14 protein-coding genes are annotated in these 14,150 nt (G+C 73.3%); 5 read left to right on the plus strand and 9 right to left on the minus strand.

From position 1 onward, the window contains the following. The first annotated feature begins 37 nt into the window (after positions 1-37). Positions 38-715 carry a ribonuclease H family protein gene (locus TR50_RS08295; RefSeq protein ID WP_042416803.1) on the plus strand — a complete coding sequence of 226 codons (678 nt, stop codon included), beginning with the start codon at positions 38-40 and terminating at the stop codon, positions 713-715. A gap of 478 nt (positions 716-1,193) precedes the next feature. On the opposite strand, the gene TR50_RS08300 is transcribed toward TR50_RS08295, so the two are convergent. The 4 genes from TR50_RS08300 to TR50_RS08315 all read right to left on the minus strand — a co-directional run bounded on the left by TR50_RS08300 (position 1,194) and on the right by TR50_RS08315 (position 6,055). Further along, a complete protein-coding gene (locus TR50_RS08300) occupies positions 1,194-2,840 on the minus strand; it encodes an amidohydrolase (protein ID WP_042416806.1) in 1,647 nt (548 codons plus the stop codon). Further along, entirely contained in the window at positions 2,837-4,300 is a 1,464-nt protein-coding gene (locus TR50_RS08305; RefSeq protein ID WP_084699924.1) for an APC family permease, read from the minus strand. The genes TR50_RS08300 and TR50_RS08305 overlap by 4 nt, the downstream gene beginning before the upstream one ends. 159 nt (positions 4,301-4,459) lie before the next feature. Further along, positions 4,460-5,419, minus strand: coding sequence for an Lrp/AsnC family transcriptional regulator (locus tag TR50_RS08310; protein ID WP_042416809.1), 960 nt, complete (start codon positions 5,417-5,419; stop codon positions 4,460-4,462). Positions 5,420-5,437: 18 nt separating this feature from the next. Beyond that, positions 5,438-6,055, minus strand: coding sequence for a TetR/AcrR family transcriptional regulator C-terminal domain-containing protein (locus TR50_RS08315; protein ID WP_042416812.1), 618 nt, complete (start codon positions 6,053-6,055; stop codon positions 5,438-5,440). A gap of 119 nt (positions 6,056-6,174) precedes the next feature. Between TR50_RS08315 and TR50_RS08320 the strand changes: the two genes are divergently transcribed. Together TR50_RS08320 and TR50_RS08325 are read left to right on the plus strand one after the other, a co-directional pair. After that, positions 6,175-7,665 (plus strand): APC family permease, encoded by a 1,491-nt coding sequence (locus TR50_RS08320; protein WP_042416814.1) that lies wholly within the window; start codon positions 6,175-6,177, stop codon positions 7,663-7,665. A gap of 32 nt (positions 7,666-7,697) precedes the next feature. Beyond that, entirely contained in the window at positions 7,698-9,299 is a 1,602-nt protein-coding gene (locus tag TR50_RS08325) for an amidohydrolase (protein ID WP_042416817.1), read from the plus strand. A gap of 27 nt (positions 9,300-9,326) precedes the next feature. Here TR50_RS08325 and TR50_RS08330 read toward each other — a convergent pair whose 3' ends face one another. Beyond that, the gene (locus TR50_RS08330; RefSeq protein WP_042416820.1) at positions 9,327-9,695 is read right to left on the minus strand and encodes a winged helix-turn-helix transcriptional regulator; all 369 of its coding nucleotides are present in this window, start codon (positions 9,693-9,695) and stop codon (positions 9,327-9,329) included. 92 nt (positions 9,696-9,787) lie between these two features. On the opposite strand from TR50_RS08330, the gene TR50_RS08335 reads away from it, so the two are divergent. After that, entirely contained in the window at positions 9,788-10,639 is an 852-nt protein-coding gene (locus TR50_RS08335; protein WP_042416822.1) for an NAD(P)H-binding protein, read from the plus strand. Positions 10,640-10,709: 70 nt separating this feature from the next. Here the strand turns inward: TR50_RS08335 and TR50_RS08340 are convergent, their stop codons facing one another. The 3 genes from TR50_RS08340 to TR50_RS08350 all read right to left on the minus strand — a co-directional run bounded on the left by TR50_RS08340 (position 10,710) and on the right by TR50_RS08350 (position 12,712). Beyond that, positions 10,710-11,180, minus strand: a complete 471-nt coding sequence (locus TR50_RS08340) for a MarR family winged helix-turn-helix transcriptional regulator (RefSeq protein ID WP_042416825.1) — start codon at positions 11,178-11,180, stop codon at positions 10,710-10,712. A gap of 71 nt (positions 11,181-11,251) precedes the next feature. Further along, positions 11,252-12,064: an SDR family NAD(P)-dependent oxidoreductase gene (locus TR50_RS08345; RefSeq protein WP_236654333.1), complete on the minus strand. Its 813-nt coding sequence runs from the start codon at positions 12,062-12,064 to the stop codon at positions 11,252-11,254. 111 nt (positions 12,065-12,175) lie between these two features. Continuing rightward, on the minus strand, positions 12,176-12,712 hold the full coding sequence (locus TR50_RS08350; RefSeq protein WP_042416828.1) for an NUDIX hydrolase: 537 nt from the start codon (positions 12,710-12,712) through the stop codon (positions 12,176-12,178). Positions 12,713-12,899: 187 nt separating this feature from the next. On the opposite strand from TR50_RS08350, the gene TR50_RS08355 reads away from it, so the two are divergent. Next, a complete protein-coding gene (locus TR50_RS08355; RefSeq protein ID WP_042417102.1) occupies positions 12,900-13,640 on the plus strand; it encodes a GntR family transcriptional regulator in 741 nt (246 codons plus the stop codon). A gap of 6 nt (positions 13,641-13,646) precedes the next feature. On the opposite strand, the gene TR50_RS08360 is transcribed toward TR50_RS08355, so the two are convergent. Then, the gene (locus tag TR50_RS08360) at positions 13,647-14,066 is read right to left on the minus strand and encodes a VOC family protein (protein ID WP_042416832.1); all 420 of its coding nucleotides are present in this window, start codon (positions 14,064-14,066) and stop codon (positions 13,647-13,649) included. Positions 14,067-14,150 lie beyond the last annotated feature (84 nt).

The following is a 14,150-nucleotide window of genomic DNA, read 5'->3' on the forward strand; positions in this document are numbered from 1 at the left end:
CGGCGGAAGCACTCGCGGGACCTGGGATGATCGATACATGGTCGACCGCATCATCGCCGCCTGTGACGGCGCCGCCAAAGGCAATCCCGGCCCCGCAGGCTGGGCCTACGTCATCGCCGACTCCTCCGGCGCCCCCCAACGCTGGCGCGCGGGCGCGCTCGGGCACAGCACCAACAACGTGGGCGAGCTGACCGCGCTGGAGCAGTTGCTGGAGGCCACGGACCCCGCCGTCCCGCTGGAGGTCAGGCTCGACTCCACGTACACGCGCGACGCGGTCACCAAGTGGCTCGCCAACTGGAAGCGCAACGGCTGGCGCACGGCCGGCGGGAAGCCCGTCGCCAACCAGGAGCTGATCCAGCACATCGACGCGCTGCTCGCCGACCGGGATGTCTCCTTCGTCTACGTCGCCGCGCACCAGGTCGACGGCGACCCGCTGAACGCGATCGCGGACAAGGCCGCCAGCGACGCCGCCCGCCACCAGCGGGACGCCTCCGGCACCTCGTCCGACCTGCCCGTCCCGGACCCGGTGACGCCCGCGGGCCGCGCCAAGGTCGCCAAGCCCGCGCGCTCCGGCAGCGGCACGGGCGGCGGCACCGGCCGCACCCTCGCGGCGCGGTACCCGGGCACCTGCCCGTGCTCCCGCCCGTACGCGAAGGGCGACAAGATCACCAAGGTCGGCGCGAGCTGGGGCCACCCGGAGTGCGCCTCCGCCTGACGGCGACGGCCCCACCCACTGCAGCCGCGCCCACCGGCCCGCCCCCGCGCGCGCCCGCCGGTGGGCGCGGGCACGTCGGCCGTCACGGGTCGGCGTCACTCCTCCCCTCAGGCGGCCCGGCCCGGGGCCTCACCAGGGGTCAGGTCCGGAAGTGGCCGACAGCCGCGGTCGGCCCCGGCCCATGGCGTCCCCGGCGGGGCGGCTCCCGCCAAGAGCCCGCCGACGACAGCACCACCCCACCCCAGAGGCCACCGCGGACGCGGGACGGCGGCCGGCCCGGGCCTCGCCACGTGTCAGGTCCGGAAGTGGGCGACAGCCGCAGGCCGCCCGGCCCATGGCGTCCCGTCCGCGGCCCCCGCCAAGGGCCCGCGGACGACACGGCACCACCCCGCCCCACAGACCACGGCAGCGGCGGACGGCCGCCGGTCCGGGGGCGCGCCGGAGGCTGCGGGGCGTCAGCGCCGGAGGCTGCGGGGCGTCAGCGCCGGTGGACGATCTCGCCGCCGACCGTGGAGAGGTCGACGACCGTGTCGAGGATCTCGCGCGGGTCCGCGATCGCGAAGAGGTCGCGGGAGAGGAGCACCAGGTCCGCCTGCTTGCCGACGGTGATGGAGCCGAGCCGCTCGTCCAGGTGGTTGGCCCAGGCGCTGCCCATCGTGTAGCCGTGGATCGCCGTCGCGAGGTCGACGGTCTCCTCCGGCATCCACGCGGGGCCACCCGCGGGCGCCTGCCGGGTCACCGCGGTGTAGAGGCCGACCATCGGGTCCATCTCGGCGACGTTCCAGTCGCTGGAGAACGCCAGCCGCGCGCCGGACGCGTGCAGCGTCCGCATCGGCCAGGCCTTGGTCCAGCGGTCCTTGCCGACGGCCTCCGCCCAGTCCTGGCCGGGTCCGGCGATGTCGGGGGCGCAGTGGCGGGGTTGCATGCAGGCGACGACGTCGAGTTCCGCGAAGCGGGCGACATCGGCGGGGTCGAGGCACTCGACGTGGACGACCTGGTGGCGGGAGTCGCGACGGCCGTTGACCGCGCGGGCGTGCTCGAAGGCGTCGAGGACCGTGCGGATCCCGCGGTCGCCCGTGGCGTGGACGAAGAGTTGGAAGCCCGCCGCGTCCAGCGCCGTGACGGTCGTCGCGAACTCCGCCGGCGGGTAGAACGTCTCGCCGCGGTGGTGGGCGTGGCCCGCGTACGGCTCCAACAGGGCGGCGGTGTGCGGCTCGACGACGTCGTCGATGTACAGCTTGAGCGGGCCGACGCGCATCCGGTCGCCGCCGTGGCGGCGTGCGGCCTCGGCGAACTCGGCGAGCTCCGCCTCGGTCGTGCCGCGCGGGTGGAAGAGCGCGGCGACCAGCCGGGAACGCAGCCGTCCCTCCGCGACCGCCCGCTCGAACAACTCCAGGTCGTCGAGGGAGTTCTGCGGCTCGACGACGGTCGTGATGCCGAACCCGGCCGCCAGGTCCAGGCTTTCGCACAGCCGCCGGTACTGGCGGTCCGGGTGCGCCCACGGGACGCCGGCCGCGCGCAGCGCCCGGTGGCCGTCGCGGGAGAGGCCGCGTACGGCGAAGTCCGTGAGGAATCCGGTCGGTTCACCGGTCTCCGGGTTCTTCTGCACGGTGCCGTAGGCGGTCTGCCCGGTGTCCGCGTCGATGCCCAGGCGGCTCAGCGCGGCGGTGTTGAGCCAGGCCGTGTGCACGTCGTAGCTGAGGACGAGGGCCGGGCGGTCGCCGGTGAAGGCGTCGAGGTCGGCGGCGGTCGGCATGCGGCCGTCGGGGATCGCGGAGTAGTCGAAGGCCTCGGCCTCGACCCACTCCGCGTCCGGGTGGCGCTCCAGCCACGCGGCGATCCGCGCGCCGATCTCCTCCAGGCTTCGAGCGCCCGCGAGTTGGACGCAGGCGGCGTCGGAGCCGAGGCGGACGTGGTTGTGCGCGTCGATGAAGCCGGGGAGCAGCAGGCGGCCGCGGGCGTCGACCACCTCGGTGTCCTGGCCGCGCCAGGCGGTCCAGCCGTCCTCGGCGCCGACCCAGACGATCTCGCCGTCGCGGACGGCGACGGCCTCGGCGCGCGGGAGGTCGGGGTCGACCGTGTGGACGTGGGCGTTGTGGATGACCAGATCGGCGGGGCGGTTCACAGGATCTCCGAGCGTGCGGTGCTTGCGGTGCTTGCGGTGACGGCCTCGCCGACAGCGTCGGCGGTGGACGGCTCGGCCGGGCGTTCGTCAGCCGGGAGACTGAGCTGCCAGTGGGTGGCGGACCGCGGGCGCAGGTAGCAGAGCCAGTACACCGCGCCCGCGGCCAGGACGATGCCGGTGACGATCAGGTCGTGCGCGGTCTGCTGCGTCAGCACGTAGGCCAGCGACGCGACGGTGACCACCGGCGCGACCGGCCACAGCGGCATCCGCCAGGCCCGGGTGGCCCGGTGGCGGCGGGTCCGCGCGGTGAGCGCGGCGACGCCGAGCAGCAGGTAGATGACCGCGACGACGACGCCGGTGAAGCCCAGCAGCGCGTTGATGTCGACGGCGAGAGCGAGGACGACGCCCGGCAGACCGATGCCGAGGGTGGCGACCCAGGGCGAGCCCCAACGCGGGTGGATCCGGCCCAGCGCCCGGTTGACCGGGTCGGGCCAGGTGCGGTCGCGGGCGGAGGCGAACAGCACGCGGCCGTTCTGCAGCACCATCACGATGACGGCGTTGAGGATCGCGGCGGCGACGCAGAGGCTGACGAAGGTGCCGACGCCGGTGCCGGCCCAGGAGTCGACGATCGCGACCAGATCCCCCGCGGCCAGCTGGTCGGGTGAGCTGACGCCCAGACAGATCGCGGTCACCGGGACGGTGATGACGACGACGCCCGCCAGCAGCGACCACAGCACGGTCCGGGAGACGGTGCGGCGCGGCTCGACGAGGTCCTCGGAGAGGTAGATCGCGGTGCCGAAGCCGTTGTAGGTGAACAGCGCGACGGCGAGACCGGAGACCAGCAGGGCGGCGGTCATCGGCGAGGTGTGGCCGTGGCCGTCGGGGACGCCGGCGTGCAGCAGGGTGGACAGGGGCTGCCTGGCGTGGGCGAAGCCGAGCACGCTGACGAGCGCGGCGGCCAGCATCTCGATGCCGAGGAAGAGCCCGGTGATCAGCGCGTTGGACTTGATGTCGAGCACGCCGACGCAGACCGCGATCAGCATCACCGCGGCGCCCGCGTAGCGGGCGTCGACGTGGACGATCGAGCCGATGTAGTCGGCGGTGCCCAGCGCGATGATCGGCGGGATGACGACGAGCGAGACGATCGAGATGACGAAGACCAGCCAGCCGGTCATCCGGCCCAGCAGCTGCCCGACGATCGAGTACTCGCCGCCCGCACTCGGCACCAGCGTGCCGAGCTCCGCGTAGCACAGGCCGACGCCGAGGGAGAGGACGGCGGCGATGAGCAGCGCCTGGACGGTGCCGCTGCCGAGGGTCATCAGCAGCGGCGGCACGACGATGAACAGGGACGAGGCGGGGGTGACGCAGGAGAGCGTCAACATGACCGCGCCGAAGACGCCGAGTGATCTGGGCAGCTCGGCGGCTTCAGCGGGTGCTGGGGCCGGGGTGGGAGACGGCATCCGTATCGGGCTCTCTGCTGGACGCGGACGGGGTGGTCCGGCCATTAGAGGGCAGGCGAAAAGACGGCGTCAAGGCTCGCTAGAGAGGGAATTGCAGGCTTTTTGCCATGCTGCCTGCGATTCATTCGAGAAGTACGCCTTGCCCCACGAAATCGCCCGTCAGATGGGCGAAATCTGCGCGTAGTCCTCCTTGACGATCTCCAGGTGGACCCAGCTCTCGGAGCGGACCGCGCCCGGGAGTGCCCGCAGCCGGTCGAGGGTCGCCAGCAGCCGGGCCCGGTCGGGCGCGTCCACCCCGCAGACCAGGTCGAACCGCCCGTGCCCGGTCATCACGAAGTTGACGCCCTCGATCGCCGCCGCGGCCGCGGCGACCGAACCGGCGTCCGCCTCCACGCCGATCCCGATCCCGGCCGCCTCGCGCACGCCCACCGCCGCCGACGCGACCAGGCCGGTGACGTGCACCGCGCCGGAGTCGATCAGGCGCAGCACCCGGGCGCGGGTGGCGGCCTGGGAGAGGCCGACGCGCTCGGCCAGGTCGGTGTAGCTCGTCCGGCCGTCGCGCTGGAGCAGCGCGAGCAACGCGCGGTCGCGTTCATCGGGAGCCGGCGTCGCGGCGCGTTCCCGGGCGGGCGCCTCGCGGCCGCCCGGCGAGGACGCGGAGGACGCGGAGGAGGCCGAGGAGGCCCAGTTCGACGAGTAGGCCTCCTTGACCAACTCGACGCAGCGGACCACCTCGATGCCGCGCACCTGCGGCGCGGACCGGATCGCCGCGAGCTCGACGTCGAGCGCGGCGGCGTCGCGGGCGCGGACGTCCGCGACGAGCTGACGCCGTCCGGCCGTGCGGGACAGGAACATCACCGCGTCCCGCCCGGCCAGGACGCGCGCGGCGGCGGCGCTGTCGCCCACCGCCTCGACGGAGACGTGCGCGAGCGCGCCGAGCCCGACCACCTCGGGCGCGACGATCCCGACGACGCGCACCTCCCGCCGGTCCAGCAGCCGCTGCACGCGCGCCCGCGCGGCCTCCCGGGAGATCCCGACCTCGTTCGCCAGCTCCTGGAAGCTGGCCCGCCCGTCGCGTTGCAGGGCGGCGACGAGTGCGGCGTCGGTGGCGTCGAGCATGGAGTCTCCCCGGGAGGGCTAAGCCGTGGCGGTGGGCACGAGCGCGCGGACGTGGTCCAGGAAGGCCGTGAGAGCGATCTCGAACGCCTGGTCCGCGCGGCCGGGGCCGGGGACCGCCGCGAGGGCCTGGGCCAGCAGGGGCGTGGAACCGTCCGGGTTGGGCTGCCACATGATCTCGGGGGCGGCGAGGTCGAGTGCCGAGCCCAGCACGATGTTCTCCATCGCGGTGATCACGGGCATCACCGACTCCAGCGCGAACCCCGCCTCCAGCAGCGTCGCCACGCCCTGCTCGTACTGCGCGAGCACCTCGGGGGCGGCGATCTGAGACGTCGTCAACAGCGGGATGGCGCGCGGATGGGCGGCGAACGCGGCGCGGTAGGAGCGGGCCCACGCCTCCAGGGCGAGGTCCCAGGGCCGCAGTTCGAGCGTGGACGCGTCGATGTCCTCCGCGATGCGGACACGCAGCAGTTCGACGATCCCGGCACGGCCCTCGACGTGGTGGTAGACGGAGGCGGTCTGCACGCCGAGGCGGCGGGCGATCTTGGGGACGCTGAAGTCGCCCTCGGCGTCGACCAGGTCGAGCGCGGTCGCGGCGATCCGCTCCCTGTCGAGCAGGGCCTTGCTGGGTCGCCCCATGGCGGATCCCCTCCGCGTGATCGGGAAATTCGGGTCTTCCCAGAGCGTATCCGTGCGGTCTAAGGTGCCAAAACCATCAAGCTTTAGGTTTATCGGCCGCGCCGCAGAAGGGCACCCCCATGACTGAAACCTCCGACTCGGCCAGAGCCACCGACGCCGCCCCCACCCTCCGCCGGGGCACCCTCGGCACCGCCGACATCGCCTTCTTCGTGGTCTCCGCCGCCGCGCCGCTCACGGTGATGGCCGGGGTCGCCCCGCTCGCCCTGCTGATCGGCGGCATCGGCGCCCCCGCGGCCTACCTCGCCGCGGGCATCACGCTCGCGGTCTTCGCCGTCGGGTTCACCACCATGAGCCGGCACGTCCGCCACGGCGGCGGCTTCTACGCCTACATCACCCGCGGGCTCGGCCGCCCGGCCGGCTTCGGCGCGGCGCTGCTGGCACTGCTCGGCTACCTGGCGATGAACATCGGCGTCTACGGGCTGCTCGGCTCAGCGACCCACGACACGCTCGCGTCGCTCACGGGCTGGAACGTGCCGTGGCCTGTGCTCGCGCTGACCGGCGTCGCCGTCATCTGGTTCGGGGGCTTCCGGTCGATCGACTTCGGCGCCAAGGTGCTCGGCGTCCTGCTGCTCGCCGAGACCGCGATCCTGGTGCTGCTCGCCGTGGCCGTGCTGGCCAAGGGCGGCGCGCACGGCCTCTCGCTCAGCGCGTTCGCGCCGAGCCGGATGACGGCGGGAGGCATGCCCGGCGTGCTGGCCATGGCCTTCGCCGCGTTCACCGGCTTCGAGTCCACCGTCATCTACCGCCGCGAGGCCCGGGATCCGGCGCGCAGCATCCCGCGCGCCACCTACATCGCCGTCGCCTTCCTGGGCCTCTTCTACGCCTTCATCGTCTGGACCGTCATCCAGGCCTACGGCGACCGGCAGGTCGTCGCGGCTGCGGCCAAGGACCCCACCGGGCTGTTCTTCTCCGCCATCAGCGGCTACGTCGGCCCGTGGGCCGCCGACGTGATGCACGTGCTGATCGTCACCAGCCTCCTCGCCTCCCTGCTCGCCTTCCACAACGCCACCAACCGCTACGTCCTGGCCATGGCGGAGGAGGGCGTGCTGCCCGCCTCGCTCGGGCGGATCCACCCCAGGCACCGCTCGCCCTACGTCGCGGGCGTCGCGCAGACCGTGCTGGCCGTCGTGGTCGTCGTCGCCTTCGCCGCCGCCGGGGCGGACCCGTACACGCAGTTGCTGCTGTGGGTGAACACCCCCGGCATGCTGGCGCTCGTCGCGCTCCAGCTGCTCGCGGCCGTCGCCGTTCCGCTGTACTTCCGCCGCGTCTCCCACGGCGAGGGACCGCTGCGCACGGTCGTCGCCCCGGCCGTCGCCACGCTGCTGCTGGGCGCGGCGCTGTGGCTGGTGGTCGCGAACATCAACCTGCTCACCGGTGCCTCGTCCACCGTCGACCTGACGCTGATCCTGCTCGTCCCGGCCGCCTTCGCGGCAGGCCTCGGCTACGCGCTGCGGGTGCGCGCCAGCAGGCCGCGCGTCTACGAGCGGTTCGCCGCCGAGCCTACGGCGGAGCCCGGCGAGGAGCCCGCTCTCGCCCCCGCCACTTCCTGACCGACCCTCACCCTGCCTCGAAGGAGCATGCATTGTCCTCCGCACCGGACATCATCGTCCTCGCCGCCCGCGTCCACACCCTCTCCCCCGGCGCCGCGCCCGTCACCGCCGTCGCCGTCAAGGACGGCCTGATCAGCGCCGTCGGCGACGCGGCCGACGCCCGCGCCTGGCGCGGGCCCGGCACGGAGGTGGTCGACCTCGGCGACGCCACCCTGGCACCGGGTCTGACGGACGGTCACAGTCACCCCGTGCTCGGCCTCGAGATGGCCACCGGCGTCGACCTCTCCGCCGTGCGCGACCTCGACGGTCTGCACGCTGCGCTGGCCGGCGCGGAACGCGTCGACGGATGGGTCGTCGGCTGGGGCCTGGACCACAACGTCTTCGCCGGTCGTCCCGTCCACCGCCAGCACCTTGAGGCCGCGCTCGGCCCCGACACACCCGCCTTCGTCCGCCTCTACGACGGCCATTCGGCGCTGGTCAGCGGCGCGGCCCTGCGGATCGCGGGCCTGGACGGGCCCAGGGAGTTCGCGCAGCGCGCGCTCGTCGTCTGCGACACGGACGGCGCCCCGACCGGGCACCTGATCGAGCACGCCGCGATGGACCTCGTGGTCGCCGTGATGCCGCGCCGCCCGCTCGCCGAGCGCCGCGAGACGCTGCTCGCGCTGCTCTCCGGCATGGCCGCGACCGGCCTGACCGGCGCCCATGTCATGGACGCGGGCGGCGACGTGCTGGAGTTGCTGCGCGGCGTCGAGGACGGCCACGAGCTGCCGCTGCGGCTCCGGTTGGCCCCGTGGTGCATGCCCGGGACCGACAAGGAGGGCCTGGAGGAGCTGGTCGCGCTCCAGCGCGAGGCCGGTCGCAACTGGCTCGTCGGCGGCGTGAAGTTCTTCATGGACGGCACCGTCGAGGGCGGCACCGCGTGGCTGGAGCACCCCGACTGCCACGGCCAGAGCCGCGACAGCTTCTGGCTCGACCCGGAGGCGTACACGGCGGCCGTCCACCGCCTGCACGCCGCCGGAGTGCGCACCGCCACCCACGCGATCGGCGACGCCGGGGTCCGCCACGTCCTCGACACCGTCGAGGCGCTGGGCGCGGACGGCCGGATGCGGCACCGGGTCGAGCACATCGAGACGCTCCCCTACGACCAGGCCGTCCGCTTCCGGCAGACGGGCGTGATCGCCTCCATGCAGCCGACCCACTCCGCGTACACGCGCGCCGACCACACCGACCAGTGGTCGCTCAGGCTCGGGCGGGAGCGCGCCGAACGCGCCTGGATCTGCCGCACCTTGCGCGACTCCGGCGCGGTGCTGGCGCTCGGCTCGGACTGGCCGATCGCCCACTTCGACGCCCGCGGAATCCTCGCCTACGCCCAACTGCGCCGCCACGCGGGCGCCGACACCCCGCCCGTCGCCCCCGACCAGGCGCTCACCCCGCTGATGGCCTTGGAGGGCTACACCACGCATGCGGCCCTCGCCGCCGGCGAACCGGACACCACCGGCCGCATCGCCCCGGGCCTGCGCGCGGACCTCACCGCCTTCACCCTCGACCCGTTGACCACCGAGCCGGACGAACTGGCCGAAACGGCGGTGCCGTTGACGATGTCCCACGGCAAGGTCACCCACCGCACGAGCTGACGGCCTCACGGCCGCAGGCGTCCTGGTTCAGCCGCCGACCGGTGACAATCGTCGGGTGATCCGGTCGAACAGCTCCGTCAGCGGCTCGCTCACTTCGCGGCCGAACTCGGTCAGGCCGTAGGTGACCTGAGGGGGCGTGGTCGGCTCGACCTTCCGCCAGACCAGGTCGTCCCGGACCAAGGCCCGCAGAGTCTGGGCCAGCATCTTCTCACTGATGCCCTGGATGCTCTCGCGCAGCTCGAAGAAGCGCAGTTCGCTGCCCCGCAGGGAGATCAGCACCCAGACGCCCCATCTGCTGGTGACGTGGTCGACCACGTCACGCGCCGGGCAGTCGGTGTGAAACACGTCATACCGGCTGCCCCCTTCGGTCCCCCTGTGCTGCACCCCTCCCGGCATGTCATGAGCTTACCTCCAGGTATGTCCTTACCGAGAGTGAGCCCATCCTCCTAACGTCCGAGCCACCGAGGACATCTGACGAGGAGCCCATCGTGATCGTGGTGACCGGAGCAACCGGCAACATCGGCCGGCCGTTGACGCAGGCGCTGACCGAGGCGGGGCAGCAGGTGACGGCGGTGTCACGGCACTCGGCGGCGGTGCCGGACGGCGTCCGCCATCTGGCAGCCGACCTGACCAGGCCGGCCGAGCTCAGGCCCGCGCTCGCCGGGGCGGCGGCCCTCTTCCTGCTGCTCTCCGGCGACCTGCACGCCGCCGGAGCCGCCCCTGCCGACCTCATCGGCGAGGCCGTGGCCGCCGGGGTCCGGCGCGTCGTGCTGCTCTCGAGCCAGGGCGTGGTGACCAGGCCCTTCGGGCCGACGCGGATCGCGATGCGCGAACTTGAGGACACGCTACGGGAATCCGGTGTGGAGTGGACGGTCCTCCAGCCGGGCGGCTTCGCCTCCAACGCTCTGTGGTGGGCCGAGTCCGTCCGCGCACAGGGACTCGTCGCCGCACCCTTCGGCGATGTCGGCGTGCCCGTCGTCGACCCGGCCGACATCGCGGCGGTCGCGGCGGCCTGCCTGCTGGACGAACGGCACGCCGGCAACGTGTACCAGCTGACCGGCCCCGAGGTGATCACGCCGCGCCGGCAGGTGGCCGCGATCGCCCACGCGCTGGGCGCGCCGGTACGGTTCCACGAGCTGACCCGCGCCGAGGCCAGAACCGCCATGAGCCGGACCATGCCGGCGGAGCTCGCCGACGACACCCTGGACATCCTCGGCGCACCGAACGCGGCCGAACTGCGCATCAGCCCGGACGTCCAGCGGGTCCTGGGCCGCGCCCCGCGCCCCTTCTCCGTCTGGGCCGCCCGCAACGTCGCCGTCTTCCGCGAGGACAGGCGATAGCCGCGCCACGCTCGACAACGAGCTGATCCGATGAGACCGGCGGCTCTGGCGCCCCTCGTGACCCCGGCGCCTACGGCCGGGGCCAGGGACGGCCGTCGATGTGCTCGATCGAGGTGTTGAAGCGCTTGAGGTAGTCGGCGAAGGCGGCGACGTCCTCGGCGGCCCAGCCGCCCAGGACCTTGTCCAGGCCCGAGACGAGCTCCGCGCGGGCCTCCTCCAGACGGCTCGCGCCCTCCTCGGTGATCCGGAACTTGCGGGCCATGCCGCCGTCCGCGTCCGGGATCCGCTCGGCCAGGCCCGCGCCGACCAGCGCGGCGGTCTGCCGGTTCAGCGTGGAGGCGTTGAGCCCGAACGCGTCGCTGAGCTGGCCGATGGACATCGGGCCCTCGCCCTGGAGACGGCTGAGCAGGATGTAGGCGCTGCGCTCCAGGTTCGCGCTGGTGCGCTTGCTGGAGGAGCCCATGTGCACGTGTCGGCCGAGCACCATCATCTCGTACTCGATCAACTCCGTGGGCCTGCCCGGCGTCCCCGGCTTGTCCATCGCGCCCGTCTCCGATTCGTCGTCCCTCCAGGTCAGTATGCCAAGAACGACGCATCGGACGGCGGCGCAGGTCAACGCGCCAGGTACCCGCCGTCCACGGGGAGCACCACGCCGGTGACGAACGAGGCCGCGTCCGAGGCGAGGAAGGCGATCGCGCGCGCCACCTCCTCCGGCGTGCCCAACCGGCCGAGGGGGTGGGCCAACGCCATCGCCTCCAGGTACTCCGGTCCGCCCGGCTCGTCCTCGAGCGCGCGGACCCGCTCGGTGGTGATGGTGCCGGGCGCGACGGCGTTGACGCGGATGCCCCGGGCGGCCCACTCGACGGCCAGGTGCTTGGTCAGGCCGGTGGCGACGAACTTGGCCGGGCCGTAGGCGGCCTGCCGCGCCTGCCCGGCGAGGCCGGAGATGGACGAGACGCAGACGAGCGCGCCGCCGCGCCCCTCGTGCTGCTCCTCCTGGGCGAGCATCGCCTCGATCGCGTACTTGCAGGTCAGGAACATGCCGCGGCCGTCGACGGACATCACCCGGTCCCAGTCCTCCGGCGTGGTCTCCAGCACGTCGGACAACGGCAGGATCCCGGCGTTGGCGACCGCCACGTCCAGGCGCCCGAACGTCCTCACGCCCGCGGCCACCATGTGCCGCACCTCCGCGGGGACGGTCACGTCCCCGACGACCGGCAGCAGCCGCCCCGGCGCGCCCTCGGCCGTCAGCCGCGCGCCGAGCCGCTCCAGACCCGCCTCGTCCAGGTCGGAGCCGACCACGTCCGCGCCCATCCGCACGAACAGCTCCGCCGTGGCCCGGCCGATCCCGCTCGCCGCGCCGGTCACCAGACACGACCTGCCCGCCAGCTCCACCAGTGGCTGGGTCACCAGAGGCCGGTTCACCAGAGGCTCCGTCACCGCATCGCTCCCGTCCGTCGATTCCGCCGCCGTGATCAACGACGACGCGGCGCAAGCGGTGCGGTTGTCGCCCTCCTGGGCCCGCGGGCTCCGCGGTCAGACCCAGGTGTAGTTCTCGTCGGTCACGGCGGGCAGCGCGGCGCCGGTGGCCGGGGCGGCGGTCGGCGAGGCGAGTGCGGCGAGGGCCGGGCCGAGCGGAGGAAAGATCGGCAGGTCGGCGGTGCGCCGGTAGTCGATCCAGTCCACGTGTCCGATCTCGGTGCTGCCGTCAGGGAGTTCGTCGTGCTCCTCGGTGGCGAGCAGGGCGCGGACGGCCTCGGTGATGTGCATCCGGTACACGAGGTGGAGCTTGCGCGGCGACGGTGTCCGTCCCGGGCGGGTGACGCGTTGGTCGGCGACCCAGAGCAGCTCCGGCGGGGTGTGCCGTCCGGGCGGCAGCGCCAGCTCTTCCTCCAGCTCGCGGGCGAGGGCTGTCAGCAGGTCCTCGCCGGGCTCGACGTTTCCGCCGGGCGGCGTGTAGTGGATCGAGGTGGCGCGTTCGCGGCGCAGCAGTGCGACGTCGCCGCCGCAGAAGACCAGTGCGCCCACGCGGATCGCGACCCTGCCGAACGGGATGTCCTCCTGCTCCGTCATGCCGGCCAGTATCGCCGCCCGCCCGCTGAGACGTCAGCCCCGCACGGTCGTGACCGGGCACGCCGCCCGCTCGGCTAGGCTCGCGGACGTGAGCAGCCTGCCCGTCGAACCGCCGCCGGCGACCAGTCCCGTACCGCATGTCGCGCCCGTCGCACCCGTCGCGCCGGTCCTGCCCGTCACCCCGGCGATGCTGGCCGCGTCGCGGGCCGGGGTGCCCGAACGCGGGGAGCTGCCGAAGTACTTCCAGGTGAAGCAGAAGATCGACGCGGTCCTGGACGAGCTGGGCCAAGGGACCCCACTGCCGACCGAGCGGGAGTTCGCGGAGCGGTTCGGCGTCTCCCGGATGACCGTGCGGCAGGCGATCCGCGAGCTGCGGCTGGAGGGGCGGGTCCAGCGCAGCGGGCGGTCGACGGTTGCCGCCGGGCCCAAGCTGGTGCAGCCGCTGATCCTCGCCAGCTACACCGAGGGCCTGCGCCGCCAGGGCCGGCGGCCGGGCCGCGAGCTGGTGGCGTTCGAGCAGCTCGCCGCGGATCCGGCGCTTGCCTCGGGCCTGGGGGTCCAGGCGGGTGCGCCGGTCTTCCACCTGGAGCGCCTGCTGTTCGCGGACGAGGAGCGGGTGGGTCTGGAGAGCACCTACCTCTCGGTGGAGCGCTTCCCGGCGCTCGCCGCCGACTTCGACCCGCGCACCTCGCTCTACGCGTACCTGCGCACCACGGGCGTGGTCTTCGCGGACGCGGACGAGCGGATCGAGACGGTGCTCGCCTCCCCCCGCGAGGTGCAGCTGATCGGCACCAGCCCGGCGCTGCCGATGCTCCTGCTCAACCGCGTCAGCCGCGACCGCGACGGCCTTCCCGTCGAGTGCGTCCGCTCGCTCTACCGGGGCGACCGCTTCAGCTTCACCGCCCATCTGATCGCCGAGGAGAGCTAGGACGGGTCAGAGCGCCTGGGCGTCCGTGTGACGGGCGAACTTCGCGACGGCCGCCGGGGTGACGGGGGTGAAGAAGTTCACCAGGTTGCCGTCGGGGTCGCGGAACAGCAGGGACCGGTTGCCCCAGGGCATCGTGGTGGGCTCGTTGACGAAGTCGGTGACGAAGGCGCTGAGCTCCCGGTGGACGCGGTCCACGTCGTCGACGAGGAACTCGGTGATCACGCTGTGGTTCTCCGCCGGGCGGGCCGAGCCCGGGGCGAACAGCGGGACGGTGCGGACGTGGCCGATCGCGAGCGTGCCGTGGGCGGTCCTGAGCTCGGCGAAGTCCTCAGTCGCCCACTGGGCCGGCACCCCGGTGGCCCGCTCGTAGAACTCGACGAGGCGCGCGACGTCGCTGGTGATGATCCGGATCGAGACGAAGTCCATGGTGATCTCCTTGGCTCTGTGAGCTGGTGTCGAACACTTCGCAGCCTAGGAGAGATAGTGGACAGAATCGGTCCGGTATTCACG

The organism is Streptacidiphilus anmyonensis, assembly GCF_000787855.1.
Lineage (GTDB): Bacteria > Actinomycetota > Actinomycetes > Streptomycetales > Streptomycetaceae > Streptacidiphilus > Streptacidiphilus anmyonensis.

Bases quoted from the DNA above. Each gene is read 5' to 3' on its own strand.
- TR50_RS08295 (WP_042416803.1), top strand. From the start codon at position 38: ATGGTCGACCGCATCATCGCCGCCTGTGACGGCGCCGCCAAAGGCAAT.
- TR50_RS08305 (WP_084699924.1), bottom strand. From the start codon at position 4,300: ATGCCGTCTCCCACCCCGGCCCCAGCACCCGCTGAAGCCGCCGAGCTG.
- TR50_RS08310 (WP_042416809.1), bottom strand. From the start codon at position 5,419: ATGCTCGACGCCACCGACGCCGCACTCGTCGCCGCCCTGCAACGCGAC.
- TR50_RS08315 (WP_042416812.1), bottom strand. From the start codon at position 6,055: ATGGGGCGACCCAGCAAGGCCCTGCTCGACAGGGAGCGGATCGCCGCG.
- TR50_RS08320 (WP_042416814.1), top strand. From the start codon at position 6,175: ATGACTGAAACCTCCGACTCGGCCAGAGCCACCGACGCCGCCCCCACC.
- TR50_RS08330 (WP_042416820.1), bottom strand. From the start codon at position 9,695: ATGCCGGGAGGGGTGCAGCACAGGGGGACCGAAGGGGGCAGCCGGTAT.
- TR50_RS08340 (WP_042416825.1), bottom strand. From the start codon at position 11,180: ATGGACAAGCCGGGGACGCCGGGCAGGCCCACGGAGTTGATCGAGTAC.
- TR50_RS08350 (WP_042416828.1), bottom strand. From the start codon at position 12,712: ATGACGGAGCAGGAGGACATCCCGTTCGGCAGGGTCGCGATCCGCGTG.
- TR50_RS08355 (WP_042417102.1), top strand. From the start codon at position 12,900: ATGCTGGCCGCGTCGCGGGCCGGGGTGCCCGAACGCGGGGAGCTGCCG.
- TR50_RS08360 (WP_042416832.1), bottom strand. From the start codon at position 14,066: ATGGACTTCGTCTCGATCCGGATCATCACCAGCGACGTCGCGCGCCTC.